The sequence below is a fragment of the Curtobacterium sp. MCLR17_007 genome, assembly GCF_003234655.2.
In the GTDB taxonomy this organism is placed as follows: domain Bacteria; phylum Actinomycetota; class Actinomycetes; order Actinomycetales; family Microbacteriaceae; genus Curtobacterium.
Window position 1 is genome coordinate 2,143,148 of the sequence record NZ_CP126271.1, and the last position, 14,100, is coordinate 2,157,247.

Here is a 14,100-nt window from a genome sequence, read left to right on the forward strand (position 1 = left end):
TCTACGGAGCCGCACTCGGCGCGACTCCGTGCGCACACGCAGGCAACGCCCCCGCGGTCCCCCAGTTCGGGGGCCCTGGTCAGTGTCGAGGAAGCGTGTCCTCGAGGTCGGTGTCGTCGGGTGCACCCTCGACCTGCAGGACGACCACGGTGACGTTGTCGCGGCCACCCGCGACGAGTGCGTCGCCGACGAGGCGTTCGGCGAGTTCCTGCGGATCGGTGACCTTGGCGGCGATCCGGCTGATCCCGGCGTCACCGATCTCCTTGGTGAGCCCGTCCGAGCAGATGATGTAGCGGTCGCCGGTGCGGAGCGGCAGGGTCCACCAATCGGGCTCCGGCGGCTCGCCGAAGCCCACGGCCCGGGTGATCACGTTGCTGTCAGGGTGCGCCTCGGCGTCCTCGGCACGCAGGACACCGGCGTCGACCATCTCCTGGACGACCGAGTGGTCGACGGTGATCCGGCGGAGGGCGCCGTTCTCGATGCGGTAGGTGCGGGAGTCCCCCACGTTGAACACGAGCGCGGCAGGCTGCCCCTCGGTCGCCACCAGGGCCAGCCCCGTGACGGTCGTGCCCGCGCCGATCGCGTTGCCACCGGCTGCGCGCTCGATGTCCGCCGTCGCCAACAGGAGCGCGTGCTGGATGGACTGGCGCGACCCGAAGGGACCGTCGACCGCGTCTCCGAGCCGACGGACGACCGCGTCACTGGCGCGGTCGCCGGCGAGGTGGCCGCCCATGCCGTCCGCGACGACGAAGAACGGCGCCTCGACGATGTAGCTGTCCTCGTTGTGGTCCCGACGGCGGCCGATGTCGGTCGCGGCACCCCACGACAGCGTGAGCATGGCACCGCCTGCTCCGGGGACGTCGATGGCGTGTGCGGCGGCGGCTCGGCCGAGTTCGGTCACGTGTCAGGATCGCTCTCTGGGGGTTCGGGGCGTGCCGGTCAACTGCGTCGGGGGGATGCGAGGGTCGGTGGGAAGCCGTCCGCAGACGGTGTCGCTCGGAGGTGTGGCGAGAGGATCTCGATGGCGATGCCGTCCCCGATCTCGACTACCGTACCCGTCAGCGCGACGATCGACGCACCTGCTGGCATCCGGTACGGCGGGGCACCCGCGGGTCTGACCACCGTGCCGTTGGTCGAGCGGAGGTCCTGGACCACGGCGACGTCGCCCTCGGCGTGGACCTGCAGGTGCGACGAGGAGACCTGACCGAGCGGCGAGGGGACCGTCACGAGGACGGGCTCCGGTCCGCTGACGATGCGTGGGAGCGCCGGCCGACGGCCGATCACGACGGGGCGGTCCAGGCGGAGACGTCGCTCCCCCACCCGGATCGACGGCACCCGGTCGCGGACCTGCGTCGATCCGCCGCGGGACGGGACCGCGGGGAGGACCGGCGACGCGTCCGGTTCGCCGGACGGCCCCGACGAGGGCTGCGGCTCGGACGTCGCAGCACGTCGGATGACGGTGTCGCCGAACGGGTCCGACAGCCCACGGGCATGCGGCGGGAGCGACCGGGGCCGGATGACGGTGTCCTCGGTGTCGTCGTCGTGCACGCCGTGCCCCTTCCCCGATGTCCCGACGAGCGTAGACGATGCCGTGCACCGCGCGTCACCCCCGCCACGCCGGGGCGGCGCCGGCGAGCACGGAACGGAGCACGAGGCCGGCGAGCGGGTCACGCGGGTCCGTCTCCAGCGCGTAGCGAGCGCGGACCTCGGCGCGAGCGGTGGAGCCGGTCGCCCACGCGCACCACGCCGCCAGTGCGAGCGCGCCGGCGACCCCGATGCGTTCGTCGCGAGGAGACCCTTGGCGCTTCCATGCCTGCCAGACGGCGACGCAGCGGTCCCCGGCGGTGCGGACCCGGACGAGGTCCGGGGTTGGCCCCACGCCGTGGAGAGCCGTCGGGGTGTCGTCGTGGAACGGGTCGTACGGTCGCACCGCGCGGGCGACAGGCACCGCGGGGTCAGCGAGCTCACGGACGAGCGCCATGCGGGTGGCGAGGGCACCGCAGGCGGTCGTGATCGCGGCTGCGGTCGCGGTCGTCACCGCCGCCGGACCCGGCGCGACGAGGGCGGCGCACGCCGCCGGGAGGGTGATCGCAGCGGCGATCTCCCGCGGGTGACGGACGTACTGGTCGGAGGCTGATCGGACTGCGTCTGGGTTCATGGGGCAATCGAAACGCGAACCGGGCCTCCAGGACGGCGCGCAGCGTGACCTGTGGACGACCGGACGCTCCGGGCCCGCTGTGCAGGACTCGGTCAGGCCGTCGCCGGCGCGAGGCTCTCGGCGACGAGCTCCCATGCACCGTCGACGCGGTCGATGACCACGCCGTTCGCGGCCGCCCATGCCAGCAGGTCATCCATCCCGCTGACTTCGGCGCCGGTGCGCGCCAACAGGGCGACGAGCCGTCCCTTCGCCGTCTTGTTCCAGTGGTTCAGCGCCTTGCGTCGACCGCTGCCGTCGTCGCTGACCACCCGGAGGGGCACGGCCCCGTCGAGCGGACCGAGCGCGCGGTACCCCTCGGACCTGAGGTCGAGGACGAGGCCGTCCGAACGCGACGACAACGCCCGAGCAGCCGGGGCCGGCCAGTGCGACGCGAGCCGCAGCGACCCCAGGCGCGAGTCGTGGGACAGGCGGTAGGCCGGGATCGGGTCGCCCCCACCGAGCGGTCCGAACATGGCGGACTGCACCACGACGTGCCGCGCCCACCACGCACGGGACGCCACCGAGGCCGTGGCCGCCTCGAGCGGGTCGTAGAGCACCCCGGTGTACCGCTCGATCGCGGGCAGGGTCGGTGCAGTGTCCAGCGACAGGTTGCGGTGGCGTTCCGCGATCGACTTCGGGCCGAGCTTCAACGCCGTCCGTGCGGTGGACTCCTCGGAACTGACGGAGCGGGCCGCGGTGATCACCGCGGCCCGCTCGTCGGACAGTTCCGGGAACGAGAGCACTCCCAGGTCGAGGGTGGTGCCGATGTCCCCGCCCTCCCGCTTCGTCTCGGACGGCGGGAGGAGGACGGTCAGTCCGGTCAGGACGCCAGCGCGGCCTGCCGCGCCACGATCGTGACCGTGTCGTGCTCGACGGAGAGGAAGCCGTCCTCCGCGTCGACCGCGACGGTGGAGCCATCGGCCCGCGTGATGCGGACCTGGCCCTGCGCGAGGATCGCGAGCATCGGCTCGTGTCCCGCGAGGATGCCGATCTGGCCCTCCGTCGTGCGTGCGACGACCATGGTGGTGTCGCCCGTCCAGACCTCGCGGTCCGCCGAGACGACACTCACGGTGAGACCCGCCATGTCAGCGGTTCTCCTTCTGGATCTGCGACCACTTCTCTTCCACGTCGTTGATGCCACCGACGTTGAAGAACGCCTGCGTCGCGACGTGGTCGAACTCGCCGTCGGCGATGGCGCGGAAGGACTCGATGGTGTCCTTGAGCGGCACCGTGGAGCCCTCGACGCCCGTGAACTTCTTCGCCATGTACGTGTTCTGCGAGAGGAACTGCTGGATGCGACGCGCGCGCTCCACCGTGATCTTGTCCTCTTCGGAGAGCTCGTCGACACCGAGGATGGCGATGATCTCCTGCAGTTCCTTGTTCTTCTGGAGGATCTGCTTGACGCGCGTGGCCGTCTCGTAGTGGTCGGCACCCAGGTAGCGGGGGTCCATGATCCGCGACGTCGAGGTCAGCGGGTCGATGGCTGGGTACAGACCCTGCGACGCGATCTCACGCGAGAGCTCGGTCGTCGCGTCGAGGTGCGCGAACGTGGTCGCCGGCGCCGGGTCGGTGTAGTCGTCGGCCGGCACGTAGATCGCCTGCAGCGACGTGATCGAGTGACCACGCGTCGAGGTGATGCGCTCCTGGAGCACACCCATCTCGTCGGCGAGGTTCGGCTGGTAGCCCACCGCGGACGGCATGCGACCGAGCAGCGTGGAGACCTCGGAGCCGGCCTGCGTGAAGCGGAAGATGTTGTCGATGAAGAGGAGCACGTCCTGCTTCTGGACGTCGCGGAAGTACTCCGCCATCGTCAGCGCCGACAGGGCGACACGGAGGCGCGTCCCCGGCGGCTCGTCCATCTGGCCGAACACGAGGGCGGTCTTGTCGAAGACCCCCGCCTCTTCCATCTCACCGATGAGGTCGTTGCCCTCACGCGTGCGCTCACCGACACCGGCGAACACCGAGACACCGCCGTGGTCCTGCGCGACGCGCTGGATCATCTCCTGGATGAGGACGGTCTTGCCGACGCCCGCACCACCGAACAGACCGATCTTGCCGCCCTGCACGTAGGGGGTCAGGAGGTCGATCGACTTGATGCCCGTCTCGAACATCGAGGTCTTGGACTCGAGCTGGTCGAAGGCCGGGGCCTTGCGGTGGATCGGCCAGCGCTCGGTGATCTCGAGCTTCTCGTCGGTGTTGAGCACGTTGCCCAGCACGTCGAAGACCTTGCCCTTGGTGACGTCACCGACGGGGACCGAGATCGGGGCGCCCGAGTCGCGGACTTCCTGACCGCGGACGAGACCGTCGGTGGGCTTCAGCGAGATGGCACGGACCAGGTCGTCGCCGAGGTGCTGGGCGACCTCGAGGCCGATCTCCTGCGACGACTCACCGATGGTGATGGTCGTGAACAGGAGGTTGTACATCTCCGGGATTGCGTCGTGCGGGAACTCGATGTCGACGACGGGGCCCGTGACACGGGCGATCCGGCCGACACCGGGCGCCGACGACGTCTCGACCGCGGTGGTTGCGGTGTCGGTCATGGCTGGTGCCTTCCTGAGGGTGGGTTGCTGTCCGCGAGCGACGCGGACTACTTCTTCTTCGACGAGAGCGCGTCGGCGCCGCCGACGATCTCGGAGATCTGCTGCGTGATCTCGGCCTGACGCGCGTTGTTGGCGAGTCGGGTGAAGTCACGGATCAGCGAGTCCGCGTTGTCACTGGCCGCCTTCATGGCCTTCTGGCGGGCGGCGTGCTCGGAGGCAGCCGACTGCAGCATGGCGTTGAAGATGCGGCTCTCGATGTAGACCGGGAGCAGCGAGTCGAGCACCGCGTCGGCGTCCGGCTCGAACTCGTAGAGTGGCAGCGGCTCGTCGTTCGTGGGCTCGTCCACGCCGTCGACGACCTCGAGGGGCAGCAGACGCACGACCTGCGGCTCCTGCGTCGCCAGGCTGAGGAACCGGTTGAAGACGATGTGGATCTCGTCCACGCCACCCTCGGCCGTGTCCTGGAGGAACTTCGCCACGACGGCGTCGCCGATCTCCTTGGCCGTCGAGAACTCCGGCTGGTCGGTGTTGCCGACCCACTGCTGCTCGGACGGACGCTCACGGAACGCGAAGTACCCGACGGACTTGCGCCCGACCAGGTAGTAGACGACGTCCTTGCCCTCGCTGCGGAGCAGGGAGGCGAGCTCCTCGGTCTGCTTGAGGACGTTCGTGCTGAACGCGCCGTTCAGGCCGCGGTCCGAGGTGAAGAGCACCACGGCTGCACGGGTCGACGTCTCGGGTTCGGTCGTCAAGACGTGGTCGACGTTCGAGAACGTCGCCACGGCCGAAACGGCCCGGGTCACCGCACGCGAGTACGGTCCCGAGGCGGCCATGCGGGCCTGGGCCTTCTGGATCCGCGACGCCGAGATCAACTCCATGGCGCGCGTGACCTTCTTCGTGGTCTTCGCGGACTTGATGCGCTGGCGGTAGACCCGGACCTGGGCTGCCATCTAGCGACGACCCTTGACGATCTGCTCCTGGTCGACGTCCTCGGCGTCAGCCGCCTGGACCTGCTCGGACCCGAGGGTCTTGCCGTCGCTGGTCTGGAAGCTCTTCGTGAACTCGTCGATCTGGCGCCCCATCTCGGCGACGGTGTCGTCGCTGAGCTGGTTGGTCTCGCGCAGGGTCGTGAGCACGTCGGAGTTGCGACGCAGGTGGTCAAGCAGCTCGGACTCGAACCGGAGCACGTCGGGGACGGGAACCGTGTCGAGCTTGCCGTTCGTGCCGGCCCAGATGGAGACGACCTGCTCTTCGACGGGGTACGGCGAGTACTGCGGCTGCTTGAGCAGCTCGGTCAGACGGGCACCGCGGTCGAGCTGACGACGCGAGGCCTGGTCGAGGTCCGACGCGAACATCGCGAACGCCTCGAGCGAGCGGTACTGCGCCAGCTCGAGCTTGAGCGTGCCGGAGACCTTCTTGATCGACTTGACCTGGGCGTCACCACCGACGCGGGACACCGAGATGCCCACGTCGACGGCCGGACGCTGGTTCGCGTTGAAGAGGTCCGACTGCAGGAAGATCTGGCCGTCGGTGATCGAGATGACGTTGGTCGGGATGTACGCCGAGACGTCGTTCGCCTTGGTCTCGATGATGGGCAGACCCGTCATCGATCCGGCGCCGAGCTCGTCGGACAGCTTCGCGCAACGCTCCAGCAGACGGGAGTGCAGGTAGAAGACGTCGCCCGGGTAGGCCTCGCGCCCCGGCGGACGACGCAGGAGGAGCGACACGGCACGGTAGGCCTCGGCCTGCTTCGACAGGTCGTCGAAGATGATCAGGACGTGCTTGCCCTGGTACATCCAGTGCTGGCCGATGGCCGAGCCGGTGTACGGGGCGAGGTACTTGAAGCCGGCCGGGTCGGAGGCAGGAGCGGCGACGATGGTCGTGTACTCCATCGCACCGGCGTCCTCGAGCGCGCCCTTGACGGAGGCGATCGTGGAGCCCTTCTGACCGATGGCGACGTAGATGCAGCGGACCTGCTTGTCCTCGTCGCCCGACTCCCAGTTGGCCTTCTGGTTGATGATCGTGTCGATAGCGATCGCCGTCTTGCCGGTCTGGCGGTCGCCGATGATCAGCTGACGCTGACCCCGGCCGACGGGGATCATCGCGTCGATCGCCTTGATGCCGGTCTGCAGCGGCTCGTGCACCGACTTGCGGGACATGACGCCGGGGGCCTGGAGCTCGAGGGCACGACGTCCCTCGGCTGCGATCTCGCCGAGCCCGTCGATCGGGGCGCCGAGCGGGTCGACGACACGGCCGAGGAAGGCATCGCCGACGGGGGCCGAGAGGACCTCGCCGGTGCGGGTGACTTCCTGGCCCTCTTCGACGCCCGAGAACTCGCCGAGCACGATGGCGCCGATCGAGTCCTCGTCGAGGTTCTGCGCGAGGCCGAGCGTGCCGTCCGCGAAGCGGATGAGCTCGTTGGCCATGACGCCGGGGAGGCCTTCGACGTGGGCGATGCCGTCACCGGCGTCGGTGACGTGCCCGATCTCGGCCGTGGAGGCCTTCGTCGGCTCGTAGTTCGAGACGAAGTCCTTCAGGGCATCACGGATCTCATCGGGGCTGATGGTGATGTCTGCCATGGGATTTTCCTTGTTGGTTTCCGGGGCGCTACGGCTCCGAGAGGGTGATGCTGCCCGGTGGGGACAGTTCCCGTTGTGGACTTGGGTGTCTGGTTCGACCGTACGCTCAGCCGGCGAGCTGGAGCCGGAGGTCGGCGAGGCGCGTGGACACGGTGCCGTCGATGACGTCGCCGCCGACCTGCACCCGGACCCCGCCGACGACCGCGGGGTCGACGACGTGGTTGACGATGATGTCCTTGCCGTAGCGCTCCGAGAGACCGCGGGCGACGCGGGCGGCCTGGCTGTCGGACAGCGGCACGGCGGTGATCACCGTGGCCACCACCTTCGCTGCCTGGTCGGCCACGATGCGCGAGGCGTCGCGGACGAGCTCGCCGATCCGTCGACCTCGCGGCTGCTGGACCAGTGCCGACAGGATCGTCACGGTCTGCGGCGACGACTTGCTGCCGATGAGGCGCTCGACGAGCGCGCTCTTCTGTTCCGGGCTACCGAGCTTGGTCCCCAGCGCCAGCTCGAGGCCGGCGTCGGAACGGACGGCCGTCTCGAAGGCGAAGAGCTCCGCCTCGATCGAGCTGCCCGTCCCCGCAGTCGCGGCGACGGCGCGGATGCCCGCGTCCTCGATGCCGGCGAGCAGGTCCTGTTGGGACGACCAGCGCGAGCCGGCCACCGCGGTCAGCACGGCGCGCGTGGCGTCGGACTGTCCGGCGAAGACCCGGTCGACGACCGACTTCTTGCCGACGACGTCGGCGGTCGGGTCGGCCAGCAGCGTCAGGAGCTGCGGCGCACCGGCGACCACTCGCCCTGCGGCGAGGATCTCAGCACCGCTCTCCAGGTCGGCGCTGCTGCCGAGGTCGGCGAGCACCGCCTGCGTGGAGGTCAGTGCTGAACGGGTGGCGCTCCGCATGCTCAGCGCTCCGTCTCGGCCTGCGACGCCTGGACCTCGGACACGTCGGCGTTCTTCGACGACTCGAGGTCGGCGAGGAAGCGGTCGACGACCGCGGTGGCCTTGGCGTCGTCCTTGAGGGACTCACCGATGACACCCGACGCCAGGTCGAGTGCGAGCGAGCCGACCTCGGTGCGGAGCGACTGGAGCGCGCTCTGGCGCTCTGCCTCGATCTGCGCCTGGGCGTTGCTCGTGATGCGCGCTGCGTCGGCCGAAGCCTGCTCGCGCACCTCGTTGCCGATGGCGGTCGCGTCGGCACGGGCCTGCTCGCGGATCCGCGAGGCTTCGGCACGGGCGTCGGCGAGCTGCTTGTTGTACTCGTCGAGCGCGGCCGCGGCCTGCTCCTGAGCGGCTTCGGCCTTCTTGATGCCGCCCTCGATGGCCTCGGTGCGCTCATCGAGCATCTTGGTGATGCGCGGCGTGACGACACGCCAGAACACCACGAAGATGATGACGAAGGCCACCGCGGACCACACGATGTCGTACACCGGGGGGATCAGCGGATTGATGTTCTCCTCCGCCGCGATGATGAGTGCGTGCTGCATCGAGGAACCTTAGTTGGTGAAGATGAAGTACGTCGCGATACCGATGAAGGCCAGGGCCTCGGTGAAGGCGATACCGATGTACATGAGGGTCGTCAGGCGGCCCTGGAGCTCGGGCTGGCGAGCGACGGACTCGATCGTCTTGCCGACGACGATGCCGACGCCGATGGCCGGGCCGATCGCAGCGAGGCCGTAGCCAACCGTCGCGATGTTGCCGTTGATCTCCGCGAGAACGGTCGTTGCGTCCACGTGTTTTCCTTTCGAGGTGCGGGTCCGGCGGATGCCGGTCCCGTAGGGGGTCAGTGAGGAATCAGTGCTCGTCGGCCAGCGCCAGCTGGATGTAGACGGCGGTGAGGAGCATGAAGACGTAGGCCTGCAGCAGCGCGACGAGGATCTCGAAGAAGCTGAACGCGATGCCGAACGCGATGGTGCCGACACCGAACGCCTTGAAGCCGAGCGAGGCGTCGAAGAAGAAGAACTGCGTGGCCGAGAAGAACAGGACGAGCAGCAGGTGCCCGACGACCATGTTCATCAGGAGTCGCAACGTCAGCGTGATCGGTCGGAGCACGAAGGTCGACACGAGCTCGATCGGCGTCACGATGATGTAGAGGTACCACGGCACCCCGGGCGGGAAGAGCGAGTTCCGGAGGAACGTGCCCGGGTGCTTGCGCAGCCCCGCGTAGATGAAGGCGACGTAGGCGACGATGGCCAGGATCATCGGCATCGCGATGCGGCTGGTGCCGGCGAGGTTCATGAACGGGATCAGTCCCGTCAGGTTCATGAACAGCACGCCGAAGAAGATCGTCGCGAGGAGCGGCAGGAAGCGCTTGCCGTCCTTCTCGCCGAGGTTGTCGAAGGTGTTCCGGCGCACGACGTCGAAGCCGTACTCGATGAACGCCTGACCCCGGTTCGGGACCAACTTCAGTGCGCGAGTCCCCACGAACGCGAAGACGAGCAGCACTGCGACCGCGATGAAGCGGATGATGACGACACGATCGATCTCGAACGGCGTCCCGGCGAAGAAGATCGCCTCCGGGAAGAACTCGTTGATCGACGGGCCATGGAACTCGGCGGCCTTACTGCTCCCCGCCGCAACGGTGTTGGCCGCAGCGGTGAGGGACAGGGGAAGAGCGTGGGATAGCAGCGCTGTCTCCTGTGTCGGCGCGCGCACGTCATGGCACGCGATGGTGGACTGTGTGGAGGCTGTCCGCTCCGAGCGAGGCTCCGGACGCGGACGCAACAAACCCTATCAGGTGAGAGAGCCTTCTCGGGCTCTCAGGGGCGCGGGTCGCCCTTCCCAGGATCCGAGGAGTCGAGGGCCGACGACCCCGACCCGGGCAGCGGCACGTCGATCGGCACCCGGCCCTTGGCGATCACGGTGACGTCGATCACGAGCGACCCGATCACACCGACGATGATCGCGATCGCCAGGACCGGCGTGTCCACCCAGTCGCGGTCCTTGAGCAGCACGAGCACCACGATGAAGAGCACGAACTTGACCAGGAACATCCCCATGATCGTCCCGAAGAACGCGCCGGAGATCATCTGCCCGCCGGAGAACCGGATCGCCAGCAGCACGCTCACCGCGGTCAGACCGCAGAACACCACGCTCATCACGGCGCCGATCAGTCCCCCGGCCAGCCCCGGCGTCCCGGCGACGAGGAAGCCGACGACACCGCCGACCACCGCCAGCGCGAGCGCCAGGAGGGCGCCCTGCACCAGGATCCGTCGGAAGATCGGACGGACGTGGTCGAGGCCGTTCGGGGTGGTCACGAGGGTTCTCCAGTGGTGGGACGGGTCGGACCCGAACGGGGCCCGCCCGTGACGGGACGGTCGCGCCCGGCTGCGGCGCGGTCGAGCGGATCGAGACTGGCGTCCACACGACCACCCGCCCGCGCGGCGGTCTGCGCCGCGATCTCGGTGCGCTTCCGCCCGAGCGGGGCGAAGGTGGCGATCGCGCAGATGGTGAAGCCGACCGCGACGAACGCCACGACCCACCACCAGTTCACGAACAGGAAGAGCAGACACCCGACGGCGACCGTGGCGGTCCACGCGTAGAAGATCAGCACCGCGTGGAAGTGCGAGTGCCCCATGTCGAGCAAGCGGTGGTGCAGGTGCTTGCGGTCCGCCGAGAACGGCGACTTGCCCGCGCTGAGCCGGCGGAACACGGCCAGCCCGAAGTCGAGCATGGGCACGATCAGGATCGCGAAGGGCAGCAGGATCGGGATGAACGCCGGCAGCAGGTCGGTCCGGGTGCGGACCGCCGCGGGGTCGATGTTGCCCGTGATGGACACGGCGCTCGTGGCCATCAGGAACCCGACGAGCAGCGCGCCGGCATCGCCCATGAAGAGCTTCGCCGGGTGCCAGTTGAGGACGAGGAAGCCGCAGCACGCACCGACCAGCACCGCGGTCAGCAGCGACGGCAGGTTGAAGAAGAACTCGGTCTGCACGACCACGCGGTTGATGAAGAACGTGTAGAGGAAGAACACCCCGCCGGCGATGATCGCGACCCCGGCCACGAGTCCGTCGAGTCCGTCGATGAAGTTCACCGCGTTCATGACGAGCACCACGGCCAGCACGGTGAAGATCAGGCTCATGTAGGACGAGCCCACGCCGAGCGTGTTGCCGATCGGCAGCGAGACGATCGCGACGCCCTGCCACGCCAGGATCCCGGCGGCGATGATCTGCCCGGCGAGCTTGGTCATCCAGTCGAGGTCCCAGATGTCGTCGGCGACGCCCAGGACCACGATGATGGTCGCGCCCGCCAACACGGCGAGCACGCGCTGTGGCTCGGCGAACACGAGCCGGAAGAAGTCGATCCCCTGGATGTGCGGGAACACGAACCAGGCGCAGAGCAACGAGACGACCACGCCGAGGAACATCGCGATGCCGCCCAGGCGCGGGACCGGCGTGCGGTGGACGTCACGCTCGCGGACCTGCGGGTACCACCGGTACTTGACGCCCGCCTTCCAGAGCACCCAGCTGACCAGGAAGCTCACGACTGCGGAGATGGCCCCCGCGAGCAGGTAGTACTTCACGTGACGAGGTCGGCCCCCACGACCCGTTCGATCTCGGAGTCCGGGATCACCCCGTGCCGGACGATCCGCAGGCCGTCACCCGTCGACAGCCCGGTCGCGTCGACGATCGTCGAGCCCGTCGAGGCAGCGACACCGTCATGGACGTCGAGCGTGCCGCCGTCGAGGTACACCGCGACGCTCTCGCCGAGCATCGACTCCGCCGAATCGACGTCCATCGCGGCCGGGTCCCCCGTGCTGTTGGCCGACGAGACCGCGAGCGGCCCCACCTCGCGCAGCAGCTCGAGGGCGATACGGGAGTCGGGCATGCGGAGCGCGACGGTCCCCCGGGTCTCCCCCAGGTCCCAGTCGAGGGAGGGCTGGGCGTGCAGGATCACGGTCAGGCCGCCGGGCCAGAACTCCGCGACCAGCTCGCGCACCTGCTGGGGCACCTCGCTCGCCAGGGCGTCGAGCGTCGGCGGCCCGGGGATCAGCACGGGCGGCGGCGACTGCCGCGTGCGGCCCTTGGCGTCGAGCAGCCGCTGGACAGCGGGCGCGTTGAAGGCGTCGGCCGCCAGACCGTAGACGGTGTCGGTGGGGACGACGACGAGCTCGCCCCGTCCGAGTGCTGCTCGTGCGAGCCGCATCCCGGTCAGGAGCCCGTCGGGGTCGTTGCAGTCGTATCGGGATGCCATGACTCGCACGATGATAGTGCGACACAATGGTGGACATCGTGAACTCGACGCCTGCGCCCCGACTCCTGTTCCTCTTCGACATGGACGACGTCCTCGTCCGGTACGACTGGGAGACCCGCATGGCGGGCCTCACCGAGCTCACCGGGCACGACCTCGGCGAGCTCCGCCGACGCTGGTGGCTGTCCGGCAACGAGCAGCGCGCCGAGGCCGGCGGGTTCCCCGACGCCGACACCTACCTGGCGGCCTTCGAGCGGGCGATGGGCTGCTCCGTCCCCGAGTCCGACTGGGCGCGTGTCCGTGGCGCGGCCATGACCGAGCTGCCGGAACGCATCGAGGCCGTCCGGATCGCCGCCGAGCACGGGCGTGTCGCCCTGCTCACGAACAACGGCCCGCTCGCCGGCCGCTGGATCCACACGTGGGCGCCGTCGCTGCCGCCGCTGTTCGGCGAGCACCTCGACACCACCAGCAACTTCGGCGCGCGCAAGCCCGAACCCGAGGTGTTCGAGCGGGCCCTCGCCCACCACGGCGCCGCCCCCGAGGACACCTTCTTCGCCGACGACATGCCCGAGAACGTCGCGGGGGCGCGCAGCGTCGGCATCCACGCCGTGCTGGTCGAGCACGACACGGACCTGCGGGACGCCGTCCGCGCGTTCGTGGCCGACCGGCACGACACCCTGGAGGCTCGGCTCACCTCCGCCTAGCGCGTGGCGGTGGTCGTGCGGTCGCGACCCGTCAGGTCGACGTGCGTCTCCGGGGACCGGAACCCCCGGCGCGCCAGGACCTGCCGCACGGCTGCGCCCTGCGGTTCGGCGTGCTCGACGACGAGCAGTCCGCCGGGCACGAGCAGCCGCCAGGCCGTCTCGGTGAGGGCCCGGACCGCGTCGAGGCCGTCCACTCCCCCGTACAGCGCGAGCGCCGGGTCGTGGTCACGCACCTCGGGGTCGATCGGGACCGCGTCGTCCGGCACGTAGGGCGGGTTCGACACCACGACGGACACGGAGCCGTCGAGCTCCGGGAACGCGTCGGCCAGGTCGCCCTCGACCAGGCGCACCGTCCCGCCGTACGTGGCGACGTTGCGCCGGGTCCAGGGCAGCGCGTCGGCGGATCGTTCGACCGCGTACACGAGTGCGTTCGGCACCTCGGTGTCCATCGCGATCGCGATCGCACCGCTGCCGGAACCCAGGTCGACGGCGATCGGCTCCGGCACCGCCGTTGCCCGCAGCGCGTCGATGCCGAACTGCACGACGGACTCGGTCTCGGGGCGTGGGACGAACACCCCGGGTCCGACCGCGAGCGTCAGCGCACGGAAGTGGGCCTCGCCGGTGATGTGCTGCAGCGGCTCGCGGGTGGCACGGCGGGCGACGGCCTGGCGGAACCGCTCGACGTGCTCCCCCGCGATCGCGCCGCCGATCATCGCACGGGCCTGCACGGCGCCGCGCGAGGTGTCGGTCGCCCACGCGAGCAGCAGCTCGGCGTCCACACGCGGCGTCGGGACGCCGTTCCCCACGAGCGCAGCGGTCGCCTCGTCGAGGAGGCGATCTGCCGCGAACGTGGGTCCGGTCGACGTGGGTCGGCTGTCGGAGGTGATCCGGG

17 protein-coding genes are annotated in these 14,100 nt (G+C 69.6%); 1 reads left to right on the plus strand and 16 read right to left on the minus strand.

Features of this window, described 5'->3' with window-relative positions:
• Positions 1-79: 79 nt before the first annotated feature.
• The 15 genes from DEJ13_RS10195 to DEJ13_RS10265 form a co-directional block, all read right to left on the minus strand.
• Positions 80-901 carry a PP2C family protein-serine/threonine phosphatase gene (locus DEJ13_RS10195; protein ID WP_056124095.1) on the minus strand — a complete coding sequence of 274 codons (822 nt, stop codon included), beginning with the start codon at positions 899-901 and terminating at the stop codon, positions 80-82.
• Between the two features lie 38 nt (positions 902-939).
• Positions 940-1,548: an FHA domain-containing protein gene (locus tag DEJ13_RS10200; protein WP_111107217.1), complete on the minus strand. Its 609-nt coding sequence runs from the start codon at positions 1,546-1,548 to the stop codon at positions 940-942.
• Between the two features lie 55 nt (positions 1,549-1,603).
• Entirely contained in the window at positions 1,604-2,158 is a 555-nt protein-coding gene (locus DEJ13_RS10205) for a hypothetical protein (protein WP_111107216.1), read from the minus strand.
• A 92-nt stretch (positions 2,159-2,250) separates the two neighbouring features.
• Entirely contained in the window at positions 2,251-3,021 is a 771-nt protein-coding gene (locus DEJ13_RS10210; protein ID WP_349815053.1) for a YaaA family protein, read from the minus strand.
• Positions 3,018-3,281, minus strand: a complete 264-nt coding sequence (locus tag DEJ13_RS10215) for a F0F1 ATP synthase subunit epsilon (RefSeq protein ID WP_056124084.1) — start codon at positions 3,279-3,281, stop codon at positions 3,018-3,020. The genes DEJ13_RS10210 and DEJ13_RS10215 overlap by 4 nt, the downstream gene beginning before the upstream one ends.
• A 1-nt stretch (position 3,282) precedes the next feature.
• On the minus strand, positions 3,283-4,737 hold the full coding sequence (atpD, locus tag DEJ13_RS10220) for a F0F1 ATP synthase subunit beta (RefSeq protein WP_111107214.1): 1,455 nt from the start codon (positions 4,735-4,737) through the stop codon (positions 3,283-3,285).
• A gap of 47 nt (positions 4,738-4,784) precedes the next feature.
• Complete coding sequence (locus DEJ13_RS10225; protein WP_056124082.1) at positions 4,785-5,687, minus strand: F0F1 ATP synthase subunit gamma; 903 nt, start codon at positions 5,685-5,687, stop codon at positions 4,785-4,787.
• Positions 5,688-7,316 carry a F0F1 ATP synthase subunit alpha gene (atpA, locus tag DEJ13_RS10230; protein WP_056124078.1) on the minus strand — a complete coding sequence of 543 codons (1,629 nt, stop codon included), beginning with the start codon at positions 7,314-7,316 and terminating at the stop codon, positions 5,688-5,690.
• A 106-nt stretch (positions 7,317-7,422) separates the two neighbouring features.
• A complete protein-coding gene (locus tag DEJ13_RS10235) occupies positions 7,423-8,217 on the minus strand; it encodes a F0F1 ATP synthase subunit delta (protein ID WP_056124074.1) in 795 nt (264 codons plus the stop codon).
• A 2-nt stretch (positions 8,218-8,219) separates the two neighbouring features.
• Positions 8,220-8,801, minus strand: a complete 582-nt coding sequence (locus DEJ13_RS10240) for a F0F1 ATP synthase subunit B (protein WP_056124073.1) — start codon at positions 8,799-8,801, stop codon at positions 8,220-8,222.
• A gap of 9 nt (positions 8,802-8,810) precedes the next feature.
• A complete protein-coding gene (atpE, locus tag DEJ13_RS10245; RefSeq protein WP_027465781.1) occupies positions 8,811-9,047 on the minus strand; it encodes an ATP synthase F0 subunit C in 237 nt (78 codons plus the stop codon).
• A gap of 61 nt (positions 9,048-9,108) precedes the next feature.
• Positions 9,109-9,969, minus strand: a complete 861-nt coding sequence (atpB, locus tag DEJ13_RS10250) for a F0F1 ATP synthase subunit A (RefSeq protein ID WP_235515522.1) — start codon at positions 9,967-9,969, stop codon at positions 9,109-9,111.
• Between the two features lie 104 nt (positions 9,970-10,073).
• Positions 10,074-10,571, minus strand: a complete 498-nt coding sequence (locus DEJ13_RS10255; protein ID WP_056124071.1) for a Cg1360 family ATP-synthase-associated protein — start codon at positions 10,569-10,571, stop codon at positions 10,074-10,076.
• Entirely contained in the window at positions 10,568-11,836 is a 1,269-nt protein-coding gene (locus tag DEJ13_RS10260) for an MraY family glycosyltransferase (protein WP_056124068.1), read from the minus strand. Before DEJ13_RS10260 ends, DEJ13_RS10255 begins: the two co-directional genes overlap by 4 nt.
• Positions 11,833-12,507 carry an L-threonylcarbamoyladenylate synthase gene (locus DEJ13_RS10265; protein WP_111107213.1) on the minus strand — a complete coding sequence of 225 codons (675 nt, stop codon included), beginning with the start codon at positions 12,505-12,507 and terminating at the stop codon, positions 11,833-11,835. The genes DEJ13_RS10260 and DEJ13_RS10265 overlap by 4 nt, the downstream gene beginning before the upstream one ends.
• 38 nt (positions 12,508-12,545) lie before the next feature.
• On the opposite strand from DEJ13_RS10265, the gene DEJ13_RS10270 reads away from it, so the two are divergent.
• Positions 12,546-13,208 carry an HAD family hydrolase gene (locus DEJ13_RS10270; protein ID WP_258374122.1) on the plus strand — a complete coding sequence of 221 codons (663 nt, stop codon included), beginning with the start codon at positions 12,546-12,548 and terminating at the stop codon, positions 13,206-13,208.
• Here DEJ13_RS10270 and prmC read toward each other — a convergent pair.
• A complete protein-coding gene (gene prmC / locus DEJ13_RS10275) occupies positions 13,205-14,095 on the minus strand; it encodes a peptide chain release factor N(5)-glutamine methyltransferase (RefSeq protein WP_502868732.1) in 891 nt (296 codons plus the stop codon). The genes DEJ13_RS10270 and prmC overlap by 4 nt on opposite strands.
• Positions 14,096-14,100: the final 5 nt, after the last annotated feature.